This window comes from Wenzhouxiangella indolica (genome assembly GCF_042310355.1).
Classification (GTDB): Bacteria; Pseudomonadota; Gammaproteobacteria; order Xanthomonadales; family Wenzhouxiangellaceae; genus Wenzhouxiangella.
Window position 1 is genome coordinate 96,198 of record NZ_JBHJMR010000006.1, and the last position, 17,754, is coordinate 113,951.

Annotated in this window: 13 protein-coding genes; 8 read left to right on the forward strand and 5 right to left on the reverse strand. The window is 61.4% G+C overall.

The genetic code is table 11. The annotated features are described in order from the left end of the window. The first annotated feature begins 40 nt into the window (after nucleotides 1–40). The 5 genes from ACDC67_RS08825 to ACDC67_RS08845 all read left to right on the forward strand — a co-directional run bounded on the left by ACDC67_RS08825 (nucleotide 41) and on the right by ACDC67_RS08845 (nucleotide 4,168). Nucleotides 41–676: a PRC-barrel domain-containing protein gene (locus ACDC67_RS08825; protein ID WP_376692384.1), complete on the forward strand. Its 636-nt coding sequence runs from the start codon at nucleotides 41–43 to the stop codon at nucleotides 674–676. Nucleotides 677–1,077: 401 nt separating this feature from the next. Then, nucleotides 1,078–1,440, forward strand: coding sequence for a hypothetical protein (locus ACDC67_RS08830; protein ID WP_376692386.1), 363 nt, complete (start codon nucleotides 1,078–1,080; stop codon nucleotides 1,438–1,440). Nucleotide 1,441: 1 nt separating this feature from the next. Then, nucleotides 1,442–1,873: a DUF2846 domain-containing protein gene (locus ACDC67_RS08835; RefSeq protein ID WP_376692387.1), complete on the forward strand. Its 432-nt coding sequence runs from the start codon at nucleotides 1,442–1,444 to the stop codon at nucleotides 1,871–1,873. Nucleotides 1,874–2,130: 257 nt separating this feature from the next. Next, on the forward strand, nucleotides 2,131–3,315 hold the full coding sequence (locus tag ACDC67_RS08840; RefSeq protein ID WP_376692389.1) for an O-antigen ligase family protein: 1,185 nt from the start codon (nucleotides 2,131–2,133) through the stop codon (nucleotides 3,313–3,315). Continuing rightward, nucleotides 3,296–4,168: a COG1361 family protein gene (locus ACDC67_RS08845; protein WP_376692391.1), complete on the forward strand. Its 873-nt coding sequence runs from the start codon at nucleotides 3,296–3,298 to the stop codon at nucleotides 4,166–4,168. The genes ACDC67_RS08840 and ACDC67_RS08845 overlap by 20 nt, the downstream gene beginning before the upstream one ends. Before the next feature lie 237 nt (nucleotides 4,169–4,405). Here the strand turns inward: ACDC67_RS08845 and ACDC67_RS08850 are convergent, their stop codons facing one another. Then, complete coding sequence (locus ACDC67_RS08850) at nucleotides 4,406–6,739, reverse strand: DUF748 domain-containing protein (protein WP_376692392.1); 2,334 nt, start codon at nucleotides 6,737–6,739, stop codon at nucleotides 4,406–4,408. Between the two features lie 73 nt (nucleotides 6,740–6,812). Between ACDC67_RS08850 and ACDC67_RS08855 the strand changes: the two genes are divergently transcribed. Together ACDC67_RS08855 and ACDC67_RS08860 are read left to right on the forward strand one after the other, a co-directional pair. After that, nucleotides 6,813–7,457: a DsbA family oxidoreductase gene (locus tag ACDC67_RS08855; RefSeq protein WP_376692394.1), complete on the forward strand. Its 645-nt coding sequence runs from the start codon at nucleotides 6,813–6,815 to the stop codon at nucleotides 7,455–7,457. 83 nt (nucleotides 7,458–7,540) lie between these two features. Further along, the gene (locus ACDC67_RS08860; RefSeq protein ID WP_376692396.1) at nucleotides 7,541–8,083 is read left to right on the forward strand and encodes a COG1361 family protein; all 543 of its coding nucleotides are present in this window, start codon (nucleotides 7,541–7,543) and stop codon (nucleotides 8,081–8,083) included. A 240-nt stretch (nucleotides 8,084–8,323) separates the two neighbouring features. On the opposite strand, the gene ACDC67_RS08865 is transcribed toward ACDC67_RS08860, so the two are convergent. Beyond that, nucleotides 8,324–10,459: a hypothetical protein gene (locus ACDC67_RS08865; RefSeq protein WP_376692397.1), complete on the reverse strand. Its 2,136-nt coding sequence runs from the start codon at nucleotides 10,457–10,459 to the stop codon at nucleotides 8,324–8,326. Nucleotides 10,460–10,787: 328 nt separating this feature from the next. Further along, nucleotides 10,788–11,240: a hypothetical protein gene (locus tag ACDC67_RS08870; RefSeq protein WP_376692398.1), complete on the reverse strand. Its 453-nt coding sequence runs from the start codon at nucleotides 11,238–11,240 to the stop codon at nucleotides 10,788–10,790. Nucleotides 11,241–11,469: 229 nt separating this feature from the next. On the opposite strand from ACDC67_RS08870, the gene ACDC67_RS08875 reads away from it, so the two are divergent. Next, on the forward strand, nucleotides 11,470–13,758 hold the full coding sequence (locus ACDC67_RS08875) for a right-handed parallel beta-helix repeat-containing protein (RefSeq protein WP_376692400.1): 2,289 nt from the start codon (nucleotides 11,470–11,472) through the stop codon (nucleotides 13,756–13,758). Nucleotides 13,759–13,911: 153 nt separating this feature from the next. Here the strand turns inward: ACDC67_RS08875 and ACDC67_RS08880 are convergent, their stop codons facing one another. Continuing rightward, nucleotides 13,912–15,360: a hypothetical protein gene (locus tag ACDC67_RS08880; RefSeq protein WP_376692401.1), complete on the reverse strand. Its 1,449-nt coding sequence runs from the start codon at nucleotides 15,358–15,360 to the stop codon at nucleotides 13,912–13,914. 8 nt (nucleotides 15,361–15,368) lie between these two features. After that, complete coding sequence (locus ACDC67_RS08885) at nucleotides 15,369–17,753, reverse strand: hypothetical protein (protein WP_376692403.1); 2,385 nt, start codon at nucleotides 17,751–17,753, stop codon at nucleotides 15,369–15,371. Between the last annotated feature and the right edge of the window lies 1 nt (nucleotide 17,754).

A 17,754-nucleotide genomic window follows, 5' to 3' on the forward strand; every position in this document is an offset into this window, starting at 1 on the left:
GCAGTCTGACCAATCTATAGCTCACTCTGGAGCACGCACCATGCATAACTATCGCAAAATCGCACTGGCTTTCGCCTTTGCAGTCGTGTTCGCTCCGCTTGGAACGTTGTCGGCAGAGGTCGATGCCGCCGAGCAGCAGCAACGGGCATCGGAAGCCCGCCAACAGGACAAGGATCGCCGGAAGGATGCCGACCAGCGTCAGCTAGACGAGCGTAGTCGTGATCTCCAGCAACGTCAGGAGGACGAGCGCCGCGAGGATGCCGAGCGTCAACGTGAAATGGAGCAACGCCAGGATTCCGAACGCAGGCAGGAGGCAGAGCGCCGACGTGAAACGGATCAGCGTCAGGATGCCGAGCGCAGACAGGATGCAGAGCGCAGGCAAGACGGTGAGGCTCGTTCCATGGCCCCGGGGCAGATCCGTGCCGACGAACTGGTCGGCCAGAAAGTCATCAGCCGCCAGAATGACAGGGAAGTCGGCAAGGTCACCGGCTTTGTCATGAATGAAGACGGGCAGATCGATGCTGTGATAATCGAGCGCGGCGGGTTCCTGGGCTTCTTCACCAGTGAGGTGACGGTGCCGTGGCGCCAGATCGAGATTGCTGCAGATGGCAACACCATGACGACGCATCTGGACCGCAAACAAGTTCGAAACGCAACGCCCTACGAACGCGACTGAGCCCGTCCGGCACGACCAGATCAACCCGGCAACAACCAGAGCACCCACGATTCTTCTCGTGACGATGGGTAGGAAACTTCCTGCAGATCGTGGGTGTCCTGGATTTTCGCGCGGGTCAGGTCGTCCACGATTTGCGCGGGCTCTGCTCCAGAAGCCCTGACAGAGAGCACCCCAAATTACTGCGGCTGGCTGTATTGAATTTCTGCAGATCGCGCTAATTCGGCATTCTTTATTCTGGACTTATCGCACGCTAGCATGAAGGTTGTGGTAGCGTCTTCAGAATTGGGGCTAATTCGAGGGCTTCTCGAGAGGGGTCGACGAAGAGCCTTGCCGCTTTGGTGGCCAGATAATAGGGACGCATTGGCGTTGTGGAAGTAGCTGGGGGTCGTATGAGAGTCTTCTTGATTTCATTGTTGTTGCTGATTGCGGGGTGTTCGATTGATCAGGTGAGAGTCGAACAGCAACTCGCGTCATCTCCGAATCAGGGGGCTGTATTCCAACTACGCACTTCCGCATCGGCAAAGGCCAGGAACGTGCGAACCGTTGAGCTCAGACGCGACACTCGATGGCGTCTGCTCGGCTCCATCGAACGTGGCACTGTGTTCGAACCACTCGACCAGGTCGTCATTGTCAACGGCTACAACGTTCACGAAGCCTACATTGTCGTCCAAGACGATCAACTCGTGGGCTACTATCTGCCGTATGAGAACAGCTTTGTAGAAGCTGATGCCGTTGTATTAGAGCTTGTTGAAACTGAGGAGTAACATGAAGTCCAAAGCATACTTGATCCTTGCCGCTATCCTGGTTGTCCTCGTCTCGGGATGTGCTTCCGGCCCGAGTTTTCGAGACTATGAATCCAGCATTCCACCTCTGTCTGAAGATGCCGGTCGAATCTATATGTACCGAACAGCGGTGGTCGGCGCAGCCGTTCAACCCAAGGTGAGAGTTGATGGGGAGCCGGTGGGCAAAGCCACGCCACAGGGGTTTTTCTTCGTTGACCTGCCACCCGGTGATTATGAAATTTCTGCCTCGACAGAGGCTAAACGCAGTCTTACGCTTACCCTTGATCAGCGTGAGATCCGGTACGTCCGACTGGAGATGAAAATGGGATTCATGGCCGGTCACGTAAAGCCCGTACTGGTTGATGATTCGATCGGTCGCGAAGAGATTCTGGGCACCAAGTACACCGGCGAATGAACAATTGACCCGGTGGCAATCTACATTGCCGCCGCGTCGAGGCGCACAACTTTTGAGTCATCCTCGATCGCCGGGCCTGGGAGAAGGAAAAATCAGCGGGAAAAGCCAGGACACCCACGTTTTTCGCCACTAGGAAAATGTCGTGGCTATTTGTAGGAGATTTCCTACAAATCTCCGAGACATCTTCCTAAAGGCGGATATTTTGGGTGTCCTGGTTTTCCGTTCGATTGGTGATGAGTGCGTCAAACGGAGCGGTCATGGATGACGCTGACAAAGAGGAAGCAAGAGCGGATCATCGCCCGGTCAGCTGTGCCGCCGTCGCCTTGGCGCTGGCCTGGTTGTCGTTAGCGCTACCTGGTGCGCCTGCTTCGGCGCCGGTCGTTACGCTTGGGATTGGTCTTGTGCTCAGTGCCGCTTTCGAGCGTTGGCACCAGCACTGGTTCAACGCCCGTGCCATCAGCCTGGTGGCATTCGCCATGGTCTGGATCGTCGCCATGCTGGCCGCAGACGCCCCTGCTTTGTCGGCCTCGCGCAGTGCAGCCTGGCTGGCTGGGGCGATTGTTCTGCTGTTGTGTCAGGTCCGTTTTCGCAGCGCTGATTTCTTGCTTATTGGCACTGGCTTGTATGCTGCCGGCCTGCTATCGGCCGCTGCTGTCTTGCTTCATTCACGCGGGGCAGACCCAGCGCAGACAGTTATCGATCAGCTCGACAGCATCTTGCTGGTGGTGCCCAACGATATCGCCATCGCCGCGCTATTGGTGCCGCTGATCATGTTGACGCCACTATCTCAGCGGGCTCGCTGGTGGGCGCTAGGGTTGGGGCAGCTGATGGTGCTGCTTGCGGCCATCGCGCTGCATAGCCGGCTTGGCATTTTGACCATCTTGATCACAACGGCAAGCGCTATAATGCAGCGGCGGCCTGGATTGGCTGTTGGCTGGCTTGGCGTTATCGGTATTGGTATTGGCCTGGCTCTAGCGCTGCGGGAGCAATGGGCGGCCTGGATAGGCTCCGGAGACTCGATCGCCGTTCGCTGGACGCTTTGGCAGTCGGCTTGGGGGATGTTTGTGGATCAGCCGTGGTTTGGGATCGGTCCGCAGCTGTTCGGTGAACAGTTGGCGGCCTACCTGGTTGCACCGCTGGCCGATACTCGCGCCATGCCATGGCCGCACAACTTGTGGTTGGAAACCTTGCTAGGTCTTGGTATCGTGGGCGGCGTGGTTTTCGTGGGGGTTCTGTTACTGCATGTCAAAGCGCTTATCAGTCTGAACCGTCGCTTTGCCGTGCCGCTAATTGTCTCCGGTACCGGCTGGATTTGCCTGGCAACGTTTGAAGCAAGCTGGCTGCGTTTTGGCGTGGTTATGCATTTTACGACTTGGTGTGCACTGCTTGGTGCCGCCTATTCAGTGACGAGAGGGGCTGACGATGAAATCGAATTTTGGTAGGGCATTACTCGGCAGCTTTGGAATGCTGGTGGCGGTTTGGGGCGTTGGTGCACCTGGTAGCCTGGAGAAACTGACCATGCTTGGCTACTACGATGAGGTAGACCTGAATCTGAGCTTCGACGGGCCGGCACCAGATGCCGTTGTCGCCGGTACGACAGTGTCGCTGAACCTGGTTGTCGCCAACAACGGCGAGTCGGGCGCCAGCGACGTTGAACTGCTGTTTGCCTCTGATTCGTTGGTGCACGTTGTCGAAGCCTCTTGCCCTGTCTACAGCGAAACCTTTTGCCGGGTTGGCGAGCTCCCCGCCGGGAGCGCCGAGGTGGTAACGGTCACCCTGGCTATCGATCCTGATGCGCTGGGTCGCTCGGATTTTCTGGTCGCGGCGGAATCCAGCCAAGTTGAGGGCAACCCAGGTGATGAACTGGCGCAGCAGGTGCTGACCATCGTTGAGGAGGCCGATGTTGCCATCGAGTTTTCCGACGATCCTGAGGTGGTCGGGCCAGGCGGACAGGCGATCGTGTGGCTTAGTGTTTATAACTCTGGGCCCAGCAACGCCTATGGCATTCGAGTCGGTTTCGATCCTGAAGCGTTTTCGATCGATGCCTGGGACTGTTTTTCCGTCGGCAGCTTTGACTGTTTGGCATTCTCCGGCGAAGGGCCAATCAACCAGAACATCAACATTGGCGCGGATGGGTCGATTCACTATCGCTTACGGCTGACAGCGCCGCTTAGTGAAGGTCAGCGCGAGCTGACCGCTAGCGCCAGCTATGTGCGCGACATCCTGCCGTCTAACAATACCGTGGTGCGCGAATTGCGGATTGAAGACAGGATGTTTACGGATAGGTTTGAGTAACCACTTTCGGCGCTGCTGAAAGCGGTTGGCGGGACATCGGCATCTGCTGAAAATGAGCCCGAAGTGGCTGCGACTTGGAATCGCGAGCGCTGTACCGGCCGTCTGGAGTCCGATTTCAAGCAGGCGCTGTCGAAGCCGCAGAGAAAGGTGCGCCGGACGCAGCGGCGGAGCCGCATAGGCAATGAAGTGCTCGCGGTTTGCGCGGAACGACGACCCGGCCTGCGTGAGCGAGCCCCGTCAGTCCGGAGCGATGCCGATCTGCATGGCGACAAGTTCACCCTCGCCCGAATCGACTTCGACCGGTTCCAGCAGACGCAGGCGCCGTGCGGCGATGCCCCGATCGGTTTCCGACGCCATGAGCGCGTCCCGGACCGCAGCCGCTCGGGCGTTGCCGAGAGCCTTCAGGTCCTCGTCCGTGAGCGGCTGTGCGGCAACGACTTGTTCGGCCAGGTGGTTGCGGTAGGACGGGGCGTCGAAGGTCTCTTCCTCCGGCGAGTCCTCACCTGCCGTGGTGAAGCGTGCTCGCACCTTTTCCAGGGTCGTGTCGGGGTAGTAGTCGGCGAACATCTCCTCGACGATTTCGAGGGTGGCCTCGGCCGAGAGACTGGGATCGTCGATCTTGCGGTCCAGGCGTTTCCGCAGCTCGTCCATGGCGCTGCGACGCTGCAGTGGCGGACCGTCGAGCGCCGGGTCGAAGGCGCCGGGGAGTTCCAGGGCCAGTGCCGGACGCTTTTCGAGGGCCTTGCGAAGCGTGTCGATGCGCTCGCGCATGGGGGCTGTCAAGTCACTGCGACCGGCCGGGAACGTGACCGTCCCGAGGTCCTCGTCTTCCGTGCCGACGAGGCTCGCAAGAAACCGGAAGGGTGCCGTCACGATCGAGCCGATCGCGTCACCTATTGCCTGCCGGATGACCTGCCCGAAACCGAACTCCGGATCACCCATGCTTCCGGTCACCGGCAGGTCGAGATTGATCACGCCGTCCTCGTCCTTGAGCAGGGCCAGGGCCATGTCGAGTGGCAGGTCCATCGCATTGGGAGCTTCCATCCGTTCGCCCAGTTCCAGATCCCGCAGGACGAGGTTGTTTTGCCCGTCGAGCTGCCGATCCGTGATCGTGTAGTCGAGATCGAGATCCATCGTGCCTGACGCGATCCGGCGCCCCGCGAAGCGCACCGTGTAGGCGGAATAATCGGGAATCCGGAGATTGCGGAAGTTCAGTTCGAGGTTCGTCTCGCGCATCGGCTGCCAGGCGTTGATGGTGCCACCAACGCTGGCCCGACCGTAGTCTTCCACCTGTCCTTCCAGTTGCACCCGGGCCGGCTCGGCGGACTCGGAGCTGAGCGTGGATACTTCTCCGCTCAATGCCTGGATGTAGGTCGAGAACGGCAGCGGCAGCGAGCGATCCGTGAACCGGACGGAGCCGTTCGTTACCTCGATGTTCGCAATGGTCATTCCGAGCAGAGTGGAATCAGCACTGCCCCCTTCGGTCGTCGTCTCCGGGTCGATTGCCAGCAGCCGGCCGAAATTGGTGGTCCGGTCCTCGTGGATCACAATCCGGCCGGACAGGCCTTTGAGCCGGACGGTGTCGGTTTCCAGGCGCCCGTCCCCGAGTCGTAGGTCGAGTCGATCCGTTTGCAAGGTCTGCCAGCCGATGAGTGTGACGCCATCCGAACTCCTGCTGATGTGAAGGGTATCGATGCCCGCGGTCCCCAGGAACGCAAGCGGCTCATCCTCGTCCCTGCGGATTGTCCCGTCGAGGTTCAGCGCGCCGCTGTCGATACGGACGATGGCCGCCTGGCGCAGGTACGGCTCGAACGGGGCAATTGCCAGCTCCTCGATGCTTGCCTCGCCTTCGAATGCCGGCGTGGGCAATACCTGCACCTGTCCGTCGAAAGCGAACGCACCGCCGCGGGCGAACTGCCCGCTCAGTCGCGCGGGAAAACGCTCACCCGCCGCCAGCGAGAATCCGTCCACCGCGATGGCAATGTCCTGCAGCGACAGTCGGGTTGGGGTCGGTTCATGGCCGGCTTCCGCCGACGGCTCACGTAGGTGGTTAGTGAAATGGAAGGCGGCGTCTTCCACCCGCAAATCCTCGACTCGCAATGTGGGTAGCGAATCCGGTTCGGCCGGCGCTTCGGCGGAGGCGGCGAACGACTCGACCAGCCGCGTCAGGCGCGTCTCGCCCGAAGTGAAGCGTTCCTCCGCAACCATGAGCCCGTCGAGACCGATCGAGGAAAATGTCCACGCCCTGCTGGTCACGCTCGACCACGACAAGTTGGCGGACAGGTGATTCAAGCTGAGCAGGTCGAAATCATCGCCATCCGACAGCGTCAGGCCGTCTACCCGGAGCATCAGCGTAAAGGGATTGGTGTAAACCCCATCGATCTGCAGCTCGTGCCCCGAACGATCCCGAACCGTATCTACGGCGACGTTCTGGATGATCCAGGGCAGAACGAAGAAACCGACCAGGGTGTAGGCAACGCCCACGACAACCAGCCAGAACCGGACCCGGCGCGGACTGAGCCAGCCGGTTCGCAAGTTGCGGGTGAATCGTCGAGGGAATGTATTGGGCATATAAGAGCATCTTGACATATTCCCACCGAGGCTTCTTGCCAAGGCCGCCGCTGATTCCTTTAAACTGCTGCACATGAGTGCTGTCAACATCGAAATCTGGTCCGATATTGCCTGTCCCTGGTGCTGGATCGGCAAGCGCTCGCTGGAAGCGGCGATCGCAGCCTCGGACCACCAGGTCGCAATCCGCTGGAGAGCCTTCGAGCTTAACCCGGACGCGCCGGCAGACGCGCCGGAAGCGGTCGACTACGTGGCGCGATTGGCGGACAAATACGGCACCAGCCGGGACGAGGCCGAGGGCTTCATCGCACGCATGGTCGAGGCCGGCCGCGGTCGCGGTCTGGACATCCGTTTTGATCGGATCCGGCCGTCGAACACCTTTGATGTCCACCGGCTTTTGGCGTTCGCCAATGGGCACGAGCGCCAGACCGAGCTGAAGGAAAACCTGTTCAGGGCATATCTGCATGAAGGGCGGTCCATCTCCGACCCCGAGACCCTGTTGGCGGTCGCGACTGAAACCGGTCTTGCCGCCAGCGACGTGTCGGCGATACTCGACGGGACCGATTACGCCGAGGATGTGCGTAACGACGAAGACCTGGCTCGCAAGCTCGGTATCACAGGCGTGCCCTGCTTCGTTTTCAGACAGCTGGACGAGGGCATCTCCGGCGCGCAACCGCCCGAGGTGCTGGTCGATGCGATGAACAGAGCCGCGCAAAGCTAGACCGGGGGAATCACGGGTGTGCCGATGCCCGGTCCCCAAAGTCCAAGCACCTGCCGCGACTTTTTCAATAGGCCGAGAAATTCGTGTGTGTCCTCGTGTTTGCCACCCTGGCTATCGATCCTGATGCGCTGGGTCGCTTGGATTTTCTGGTCGCGGCGGAATCCAGCCAAGTTGAGGGCAACCCAGGTGATGAACTGGCGCAGCAGGTGCTGACCATCGTTGAGGAGGCCGATGTTGCCATCGAGTTTTCCGACGATCCTGAGGTGGTCGGCCCAGGCGGACAGGCGATCGTGTGGCTTAGTGTTTATAACTCTGGGCCCAGCAACGCTTATGGCATTCGAGTCGGCTTCGATCCTGAAGCGTTTTCGATCGATGCCTGGGACTGTTTTTCCGTCGGCAGCTTTGACTGTTTGGCATTCTCCGGCGAAGGGCCAATCAACCAGAACATCAACATTGGCGCGGATGGGTCGATTCACTATCGCTTACGGCTGACAGCGCCGCTTAGCGAAGGTCAGCGCGAGCTGACCGCTACCGCCAGCTATGTGCGCGATATCTTGCCGTCCAACAATACCGTGGTGCGCGAATTGCGGATTGAAGACACGATGTTTTCTGATAGGTTTGAGTAACCACTTTCGGCGCTGCTGAAAGCGGTTGGCGGGACATCGGTATCTGCTGAGAATGAGCCCGAAGTGGCTGCGACTTGGGATGGCGAGCGCTGTACCGGCCGTCTGGGGCCCGATTTCAAGCAGGGGCTGAGGTACGGCCCATGCCGTTCAGCCGGCAGTCCAGATCAGGACGGGGCTACCATGGTATTGGCTGTTCTCATTGCCGGCGGTGCTCGAAGCTCTACCCGGGTTCTCGGGAGCCTATGGACAGATCAGCCCCCCGCTAAGCGAGTCTACGTCATCGATCGTCTGCACGACTGCGTCACCGTAGCCATCCTGCACGACGAGCGACGCGGTGTAGTTGCCGCTTCCGCCGGCGCTGGTGCCCCAGTCCCGGCCGAACGCGATTCGGTACGTTCCATCGGCCGCAATCGACAAAGGTGGTGAAGCCGCATCGGCATTTTGCCCGCCACAGGAATAGTCAAGCGCCGAGCCGGTCCACAAATTGGTTCCCGACAGCGGCTCGCCGGGCGCGAATGCGGCCAGTCGCACGACTGAAGCACCGGTGACCGCAGTCGCTTCAGCGCTTAGCGTCGACCCGGCCCGCAACCCGATATCGAAGACATCCTGGCAACTCTCCGATACAGTACAGGCCCAGCTCGACCCCGCGGTCCAGAGCCAACCGCAGCGTCCGCCCGGCGCGAGCGAGTCGACATCATTGTCGATGAGCAGAGGCGGGACGAAATGGTCGCCCTGCGCGGAAATGGTCAATCGGTAGCTGCCGCTCGAACCGGCGCTTGAACCCCAGTCACGCGTCACTGCAAGGGTGTGCGTACCGGTACTCGATACCGGATAGGGAACGGGGAAATCCGAACTGTTCTGCCCGACGCACTGGCGATCTTCATTGGTGTTGGTCAGCAGATTGATATCGCCGAGGCTGACTCCGGGCGCGTGCAGCGCAATCCGCGGAACCGAGTTGCCGGTCACTTCGGTTACCGCCAGCTCGAGCGAGCTGCCGGCTTCAAGACCGAGCGACAAGACGTCCTGGCAGCTGTCTCCAACCGGGCAGGCCCATGAGGAATCGATGACATAGGACGCATCGCAGAGCACGCCCACTGCCTCGCTTTCCACGTCATCGGCCACGGCCGTCAGCGCTCCAGGAAACTCGACCGAGGAGGTGATCGAGACCGAGTAGCTTCCCGAGGCACCGGCGCTGCGCGCCCAGTCTCGCCCGATCGCGATCCGCCAGGTACCGGCCTGGCCGGTGAAGAAGCTCGCCTCATCGTCGGCGCCTTGCTCAGCGCACAGGTGATCACTGTTGGTTCCCAGCAGGGCATTGTTGCCATCCAGGCTTTCGCCCGGCCCGAACGCGGCAAGACGAGCATTCGAGCTGCCGGTGAGATCGCTGACCTTGATGGTCACCACGGCGCCTGCCTCCAGATCGACCTCGTAGACATCCTGGCAACTCGTGCCAGTGGCGCATGTCCAGCTGCCACTCGTGCTCAGCTTCTTCTGGAAGAACCGGTCGCTGAAAACTCCGTCCGTGAGCCCGGGAATAGCGTACCCCTGCCAGCCCTGGCGGACGTCATCGAACACGAACAACTGGCCATTGGCGAAACCGGAACGGCGCGAGCCGCCGTTGACGTCTATATCGAGCTGCGCGGCCAGTTCGAAGGTGCCGGTAGTGTCGAACAGGGCAACAACGTCAGTCGCTTGGTCCACGACACCCAGCAGGTCGAAGCCCGGAAGGTGGACAATCCCGTCTTGGGGGACGCTCGAGATGCCGGCAGCGACAAAATCGAGATTGACCGAGCCGGCCAGGGAGCCGTCGCTTCGATTGACGATGTTGACAGTGTTCGTACTCGAACGTGAATAAAACACATCCGCATCGGCGTCATAAGCGGGCGCCGTCTGGGATCCCAGCAGACCCGGAAGATCCGGAAGCAGCTCCGTGGTCGCGCCGGTGAGGTTGCCGGAGGCGTCGGTGCCGGGAAGAATCAGGCCAGGAGGGCCACTGACCGCACTGTAGGAGACAACCTCCAGTTGAGCGGTATTGGCGTTGTACACCCAGGACCTGGGGTCGATGTTCAAGGGCGCGACGGTTGACACCGGGGCGCCGCCGGATGGCCCGAACACCATGGCGGTCACGCTGGTGCTCCCAGTATTCGAGCCGTAATAACGATCGAAACCGGGATGATAGGCGATCGGCGAGGCAACGCTGACGAAGTTGCCATCCAGATCGAGAAAAATGGTGCGCGTCGCGCTGATCACCGTCCCTCTAAAGGACGACGCTTCGACCACGGAGAAATCCGACCGGTTGGTTTCGGCGCCAACGGGCGACGCCAGCGCAACGAGACAGGCCGCGCACGCGGCCGCGAAGCGAGTGATCGGGGTCATGCGGCAACTCCTTTCCTGAAGTCGTCCGGCACGACACTCGCACCCGTTTTTAAGAGAGCTATATCACATAATTATCCCAAAACGTGATTGACGTCAATACTGTGTGCTGATTCAGCACATGTGAGCCATCAGGCACCCGGGAAAAACCAGGACACCCACGATTTCCCAGGCCAAATCGCACTGTGGTGCAGGAAATAGCCTACAAATCGTGGATGTCCTGGATTCTGGGTGATGGATTTTGGACTAAACGCCGCTAGAAGGGAGTCGGGTCGCCCTCTGAAGGCGCGGGCGACCACTGTCTGTTTCGGAACCAATGGCTGTGTCGGACTCAGCAGTTTTCCGTTGTGTCACTCGAAGCCCGCGAGCTCACCACGCTGCGCGTCCCTTCGGTCTGCACGCCAATCAGCGCCCAGCGGTCCTCATTTAGTTGGTATGAAACGATCGAGTTCACTTCACGCTGCAACCCGCCATCGGAGTCGGCATAGAACACCGAGGTCACTCTGAATTCGAGCACATCGCCTTTGCGGATGGCGCTCCGAACTGCGGTCGAGTCGGCCCAGTCAAACTGGGCTGCTCCGGCACCGACTACTGCGGTGCTCACGAACTGATAGTGGTGGGTCAGGTCCGACACGATCCGATGGTCGTCTGGTGCCGAGAGAGTCTGGCTCGGCGCGTCCATCGTTGTGGGCTCTGGATTCGATGCGGCGCGGAGTTCATCGACCGGCAAGTGGATGGTCAATGCGACAACAAGAAGAGAAATGAACAACTTGGCTGAGGGCATGAGTGATCCTTGATCTCGTGGAATGGAGGGCGATCTTTGATGTGCGAGCGTAAACGTTCAGTTGCTCAGGCTCGAAATTTGAGACCCCTGCCACGAGTCGTGGTTCCCCGGATATCTGGGCGTGGTCGAAGAAGCCCCCGCGACACGGGCTCGCCGATTGCCCGTGTCCTCCGATTCGATCCCATGCCGTAGTCCTGTACAGGCACCCAGAATATCCAAGGATCGAAGAATGACGAAAGTTCACGCGTTTTCACCCGCGTCGGCGGGGCTGGCCCTGTTTTTTTCGCTGATGGCTTTTTCCGGCCCTGCGATTGCGCAGACGACTTACACCATCAATTCTCTCGGTGACCAGGCTGGTCAGAATGACGCCATCTGTCTCTCCACGGCCGGAACATGCACGCTGCGGGCCGCGCTCCAGGCCTCGATCTTTGCCTCCCCGCCCATCACCATCGAGATCGATGATGGAATTCCCACCAACTCCAGCGGGAATTCCATCATCGATGTCAACAGTCCGTTGCCGCCCATTGTGGTCCCGACCACGATTGCCGGCGAGACCCATCCTAATTACTCCGGCGGCGGCTTCACCTACCTGGTGATCAACGGCAATTCCGGGGTCGACGATGCCAATGGTCTGACGCTTAGCGGTGCTTCGGGCTCAACCATTCGCCACATCGCCGTGCGCGGATTCGGCGAAGACGGCATTCTTGTCGCCAACGGGACCAACTACACCATTACGGACAACGTGATCGGCGGCAGTTGGGTGAATACCGACGTTCCGATCGACGGTAACGGCGGCGCCGGAATTCGCATCTTGAACGTACCGTCCGCAGGCGATGCAACGCTTGTACAGAATAATGTCGTGATGGCCAATGATGGCAGCGGTATCGTCGTTCAGGACGGGACTGAAAATGTGTTGATCCAGGGCAATGTGATCGGATTGCGGCCGCCACTGCTTTCCTCCGGTGCCTTTCGGCCTCAGGCAGGCAACGGTGGTTACGGCATTCTGATCGATGCTGATGCCGGCGCCGACAACCTGATCGGTCTGTTCTCCGGCAACACAATTTCCAACAACGGAGAGACGGGAATATTCATCAGAGCCGACGGGCAGTCGGTGTTCGGAAATCGCGTCGGGGTGCCGCACGAAGGCGAGGTTGCATCGGGCTTCGTCTCGTCGGAATACCGTAACGGCGGTGGCGGCATCTTGCTGAACAGTTCCGAGAACACGGTCGGTGGGACCGGTGGCCAACGCAACGTGATCGGTCACAATACGCTTTTCGGCATCGGAATCGGCGGTTTGTCCCCAGCCGACGACAACTCCGTCATTGGCAATTGGATCGGCACCGATAGCGAAGGTTCATCGCTCGGTCATATCACCGGTATCCAGGTATCCAATGGATCCGGGAATTTGATCCGTAGCAATACAATTTCCTTCAACACCTTGGGCCTGGTCATCAAAAGTAGCGGCGGTTCCTATCACCGAAATACGATTGTCGGGAACTTCGATACAGGTGTCAGATTTGAGGCCGCCGGTCAACTGGGAACAACCGACTGGGCGGACGCGAACGTGATCGGAGACCAGCCCGTGGGCGTTTCGGTCGAGGACTATGAGAGCGACAATCCAACCGGCGTGGCAATGATCAGGAGAAACTACATTGGGACGAACGCCAACGGGGATTTCCTGGGGAATGAAATCGGTGTTGCGGTTGAAGGAACGGAGAATCGGGTATGGATCGGCCAGAGTGGCGCCGGCAACGTGATCGTGGACAACACTACGGGTATCAAATTGCGCGGCGGTGCCTCCGAGGTGCTCGTGGCTGGGAATTTAATAGGTTTGCACAGCAATGGGCAGGGTATGAGCAACGGACGGGGGATCTGGTTGCGGGAACATTTGGGGACAGGTGCCTTTGACAATCAAATCGGCTTTCCGGTTGCCGACACTATCAATCCGGAAACCTGGTCGCCGGGATCCGGTCTGGGCAACGTCATTGCGAACAACATGATCGGTATCGATCTGTTCGACGCCGGTGATGGGACGGTCAATAATGTCATTCGCGGAAATCACATTTCCGGGGGGACGGTCACTGAAGTGCCCGGCATCGATCTGGGCATGGTTGAAGTCGATGTTGGCGGGGCGGCGACCGGGCCGAATAATCAGATGAATTATCCGGAGTTCGACCCGGCTCAGACGCAGGTCAACCCATCGGCGGGGGAAATCGAATATCGCTTTCGCGTTCAGACGAACGCGTCCAATGCCGCCTATCCGTTGGTCATCGACTTCTATCTCGCCGACGGTGACACGCAGCAGGGAATGATCTTCCTGGGCTCGGATGAGTACCTCGCTTCGGAGGCCTTCGCGTTTCGCTCAGGCACGCTGCCCATCCCTGGAGGAGCTCCCGGTAGTGGATTTCTGGTTGCAACCGCTACCGATGCCGACGGCAACACCAGTCAATTCACCATCGAGCCGGCGGAACTGCAGCTGCCCGACTCGCTGTTTCAGGATCGCTTCGAAACTCCGTGAACGTCTATTGCTGTATCCGTTCACCTGAGAGGCTCTCTGAGAAAGCACAGCGGATCGATCCGAGTGGTGTAGGAAATGTTCTCCAAATCGTGGGTGTCCTGGGTTTCCTTTTGTTCCTGGTCCCAAGTTGGGGAAGTGGGTAGCTGCACCTGATCAAGGCGTATCGAGCGTCAACTGCTCGCGAGTGTTGACCGAGACTCCGCCGTAGGCAAGCTCTGCCGTGTCCAGGCCTTGCGGCACGTCGTAGATCAGGCTGAACGCGCGCGGCTCGCCGCCGGCGGGGAGCCAGAACGGCTCTTCGAGCATCAGAGGTCCACGCAGGTAGGCGCCGAGCAGCTCGATCGGCTCGCCATCCGGCCCGGTCAGCGACAGTCGCCCGCTGATGGCCATCATGCCGCCGGTCTGGCTGTTGTTTCGCATCGAAGCATCGAGACGAAGCAGCGCCCGGCCCTCGCCGGCGCGATGATCAGAAAATTCTTCGATTCGCGCGGCCCGGTGAATCGTCAGCGGCGTCGGATCATCTTCGATAACCAGAAGCTCGGACGGCGCCGACCCGGCGTCGGCTTCATCGAACAGCTCGAAGTGCATCGTCTCGGGGATCCCGTCCTCGATGCCCTCACCCTGGAACATCGGATAGTGCACGGCCAGTTCGACGCGCCCGGCATCGGCCGGGATCGGGAACACCGCCCGGCCGCCGGCCCAGGCATCCGGGAGAAGCGCCGGCTCGGCGGGCAGGTTGCCCAGCGTCAGCTCGCGGGTGTAGCCGTGGCGGCCATCGACGACGACCTGGAGCAAGCCGGCCGCCTCGACGTACTCCATGACCTTGGGCAGATCGATCCGGGCGTCGATTTCCGCGTCCCGATCCATCGCCAGCGCGTCGGCTTCAAGCGTCCAGAAGCTGCGCCCAAGCAGTTCGACCACCAGCCACTGCATGCCGTCGGGAGCGGGCACACCCTGCCAGCTTGATTCGCGCGCAGCGTCTGCCACCGCCAGCTCGAGTACATCGTTGCGCTGCGGCTCGCTTGCAGGACCGTCGCTACCGTCGGCTTGCGCCGCGATCGATTCGTCGATCGCCAGCGGTTCCGACCCGGCCAGGTGCACGACGACCGGCGCGTACTGGTCGTGGTAATAGCGCAGCGACAGCGATTCGATATCGTCTTCGGGCACTGGGTAAACGACCCGGCCGGACTCGGTCGCGCCGATGTAGGGCAGGATGAAGTTGGGTTTCAGCGTGTTGAGTTCGGCGACCGAACGTGACACCACGCGATCATTGATCAATAGGTACATCTGTCGCGGCACCGATGCGACCAGCAGCTGTTCCTTGTAGTCGAGATCGAACATCAGGTCGGCCGGCATGCGGTTCTCGACCTCGACATCGACTACCAGCCAGCGATGCCCCGGCGGCGGATCGCGCTCGTCGACGCGCTCGGCAACCTCGACCCGCGCGACCTCGAACAGCATGGCGCGGCTGCAGCCGGCCAGTTCCAGTTCGGCGTGAACGCCGGGGCGGGCCAGTTCGCCTGGCGTCGGTGAATCGGCGGCGAGGGTTGCGGTCGAAAACGCCAGCACGGCGAAGGCGAGCGTGCGAAATAATGCGTCCATGGTCACTCCTATCCGCAGGGGTCGGGCATCAGGCCGTCGACGATGATGCCGTTGGCTTCGCCGAATACCGAGTCGAGCGCGGCCAGGTAGATCTTCGAGTCGATCGCCCAGCTTGCGATCTCGCCAAAACGATCGGTCAGCTTGCCGAGCGCGTTGCCGGCAGCGATATCGAGCCCGGTCTTGACGATGCAGCACTGCATGCCCGAAGCCGACGGCCGGGTCAGGATGCAGTTCCAGACCGCCTGCACCGTGGCGACGGCCGAGACCGCGTTGTCGATCGAATTCATCAGCACAAGAATCTGCTCGGTCATCTGGCCGCGGCCGTCCGGGCCGATGCCCAGCGTCGTGCCGGTGTTCGGGTCGACCCGCCACCAGCTGGGGTTTTGACCGGCTGCCGGCTCGGCCGCCATGACGACCGTGTCGCCGTGGGCCAGCGTTCGAGCCACGCGCGCGGCCAGGTCTTCGTCCAGCGTGGACGGCAGGTCGGCCGCGTCGATCGAGCGCCATTCAGCACCGGCATCCAGCGCGCGGGCAAACTCCAGGCTGGTATTGCGGGCCGAGCCGCGGTCTTCGATCAGTTCCGCCTCGAGCACGGTATCGAGTACGCCCTGGTCCAGGCGCGCCCGGCGGGCATCAAGCGTGGCGCCGGGCCGAACATCGACGCGATTCTCGATGATGTCGAATCCGCGCGTCATGGCCGGCTGACCATCAACAAAGTCCATCCGTTCGGTCGTCGACAACAGGTTCAGCCCGGTCAGGACCATCGCCTCATCCTGCCGGCTGCGCGCGTTGCGGTGGTGGGCCAGGCTGACCAGTTCGATTCCCGAGGCCGACAGCAACTCGATCGCCTTGCCCATCAAGCCGGGGTTGCCGCGACGCGCGGCGTGCACCGCGCCCAGCGTGGCGCGGCGGTTGGCGAGCGCGCCGTGCAGCAGGTGTCCGAGCGTGTAGTCGACCGGCCACCAGTGGGCCTGGGCCAGGATTTCGGTCGACGACAGCATTTCGACCGCGCGTCGAGCGCGCAGCGCGTCGTTGAACTCGAGTTCGAGCTCGCGCTCGGCCCGCCGGTGCGGCCCGAGCACGTCCATCAGCGCGCGCTCGTGCAGGATCGGATCGGCCCCCGGTTCGAGGATCGACAGGCGAAGGAAAACGGCCGTCAGCTCCGGAGCCGGGCCGGAATCGCCGCGACCGGCGCTGATCTGGCCGAGCATGCCGGAGGCTTTCTCGGCCAGTTCGGCCTGGCCGGTCGCGGCCATCGCAACGACCCGGCCATCCGAGCGGATGCGCAGATCGTATTCGGGCGTGCCGCCGATCGTGATCAGCGGCATCCAGTCGTCCTGGGACTTCAGCCGTTCCGGCAGCGTCGACGGCGCGTCGCGTCCCTGGCCGCCGAACAGGCCCTCGGCGCCGGGCAGGTCCATCGGGTGCAGGTCGACGGCGATGGTTCGACCCACCAGATCGATCGCGGCGATCTCGTGGGTCAGCGCGGTGTTCTCGCGCAGGCGACCCCCGTCCAGGCGCTCGGCGACGATCTCGAGCTTCAACCGATGGTGTTGCTCGGTCGGGACTTCATCCGGCCACAAGGTCTGCTCGGCAGCGTCGGCCAGGCGGTCGCCGGGTGCATGACTTGAAAGCGACGGATCCAGGTCCTGCCAGCCCGAGCCGGTTCGAAGCTGCACCCACCAGTGGTCAGCAATCGATTCCCGCAGCGCGTCTCGGCGCTCCGGATCGTCGGGTTCGGCCCAGGCGATTCGGTCATGGAGCGCGCGACTCTGACGCTCGACCTGCTCGGCCACCCGCTGCTCGAGCGCCTGCGCGCGCTGCTCGACTTCGCGCACGCTGGCTCGGATGGTCTCGACGTCTGCATTCAATCGATCGGCGACGCGTGCGTAGTCTTCGGCATCGGTGTCCGGGTTGCCTCGATTGCGGTCGGCGGATGAGGCGCCGGAGGGCAAACCGTCAAGCAGGCGATCGACGGCTTCCTCGCCAAGACCGCTGCGCGCCAGGCGCACCTCGTGCCCGGCCGACTCAAGCAGCGCGGCCAGCAACAGCGCGCGGTCGGCGTGGCTGCCGTCTCTGTCCATCAAGGTGCCGCGTGCACCGCGCAGCACGCCGCGATAGGCGATCCAGCGGGTGTTGTCGCGGACCCAGGCGAACAGGTCGGCCGGGTCCTCGCCGATCGCCCGCTGCCGGGAAGCAACGTCGAAGCCCCGGGTCGGAATCTCGTCCAGGCCTTCGCGAATGGCCGAGTACAGGTCGCGCAACTCGCCCTCGGCCCGGGCAAAGCGGTCGGACGACGCCTCCTGGCAGGCCGAGGCCGCCGACGCCGGGGCCGGCGCAAGGCAGACCAGCGTGAAGACCAGCGTTAGCGAAATGGTTCGTATGTGCTTCATG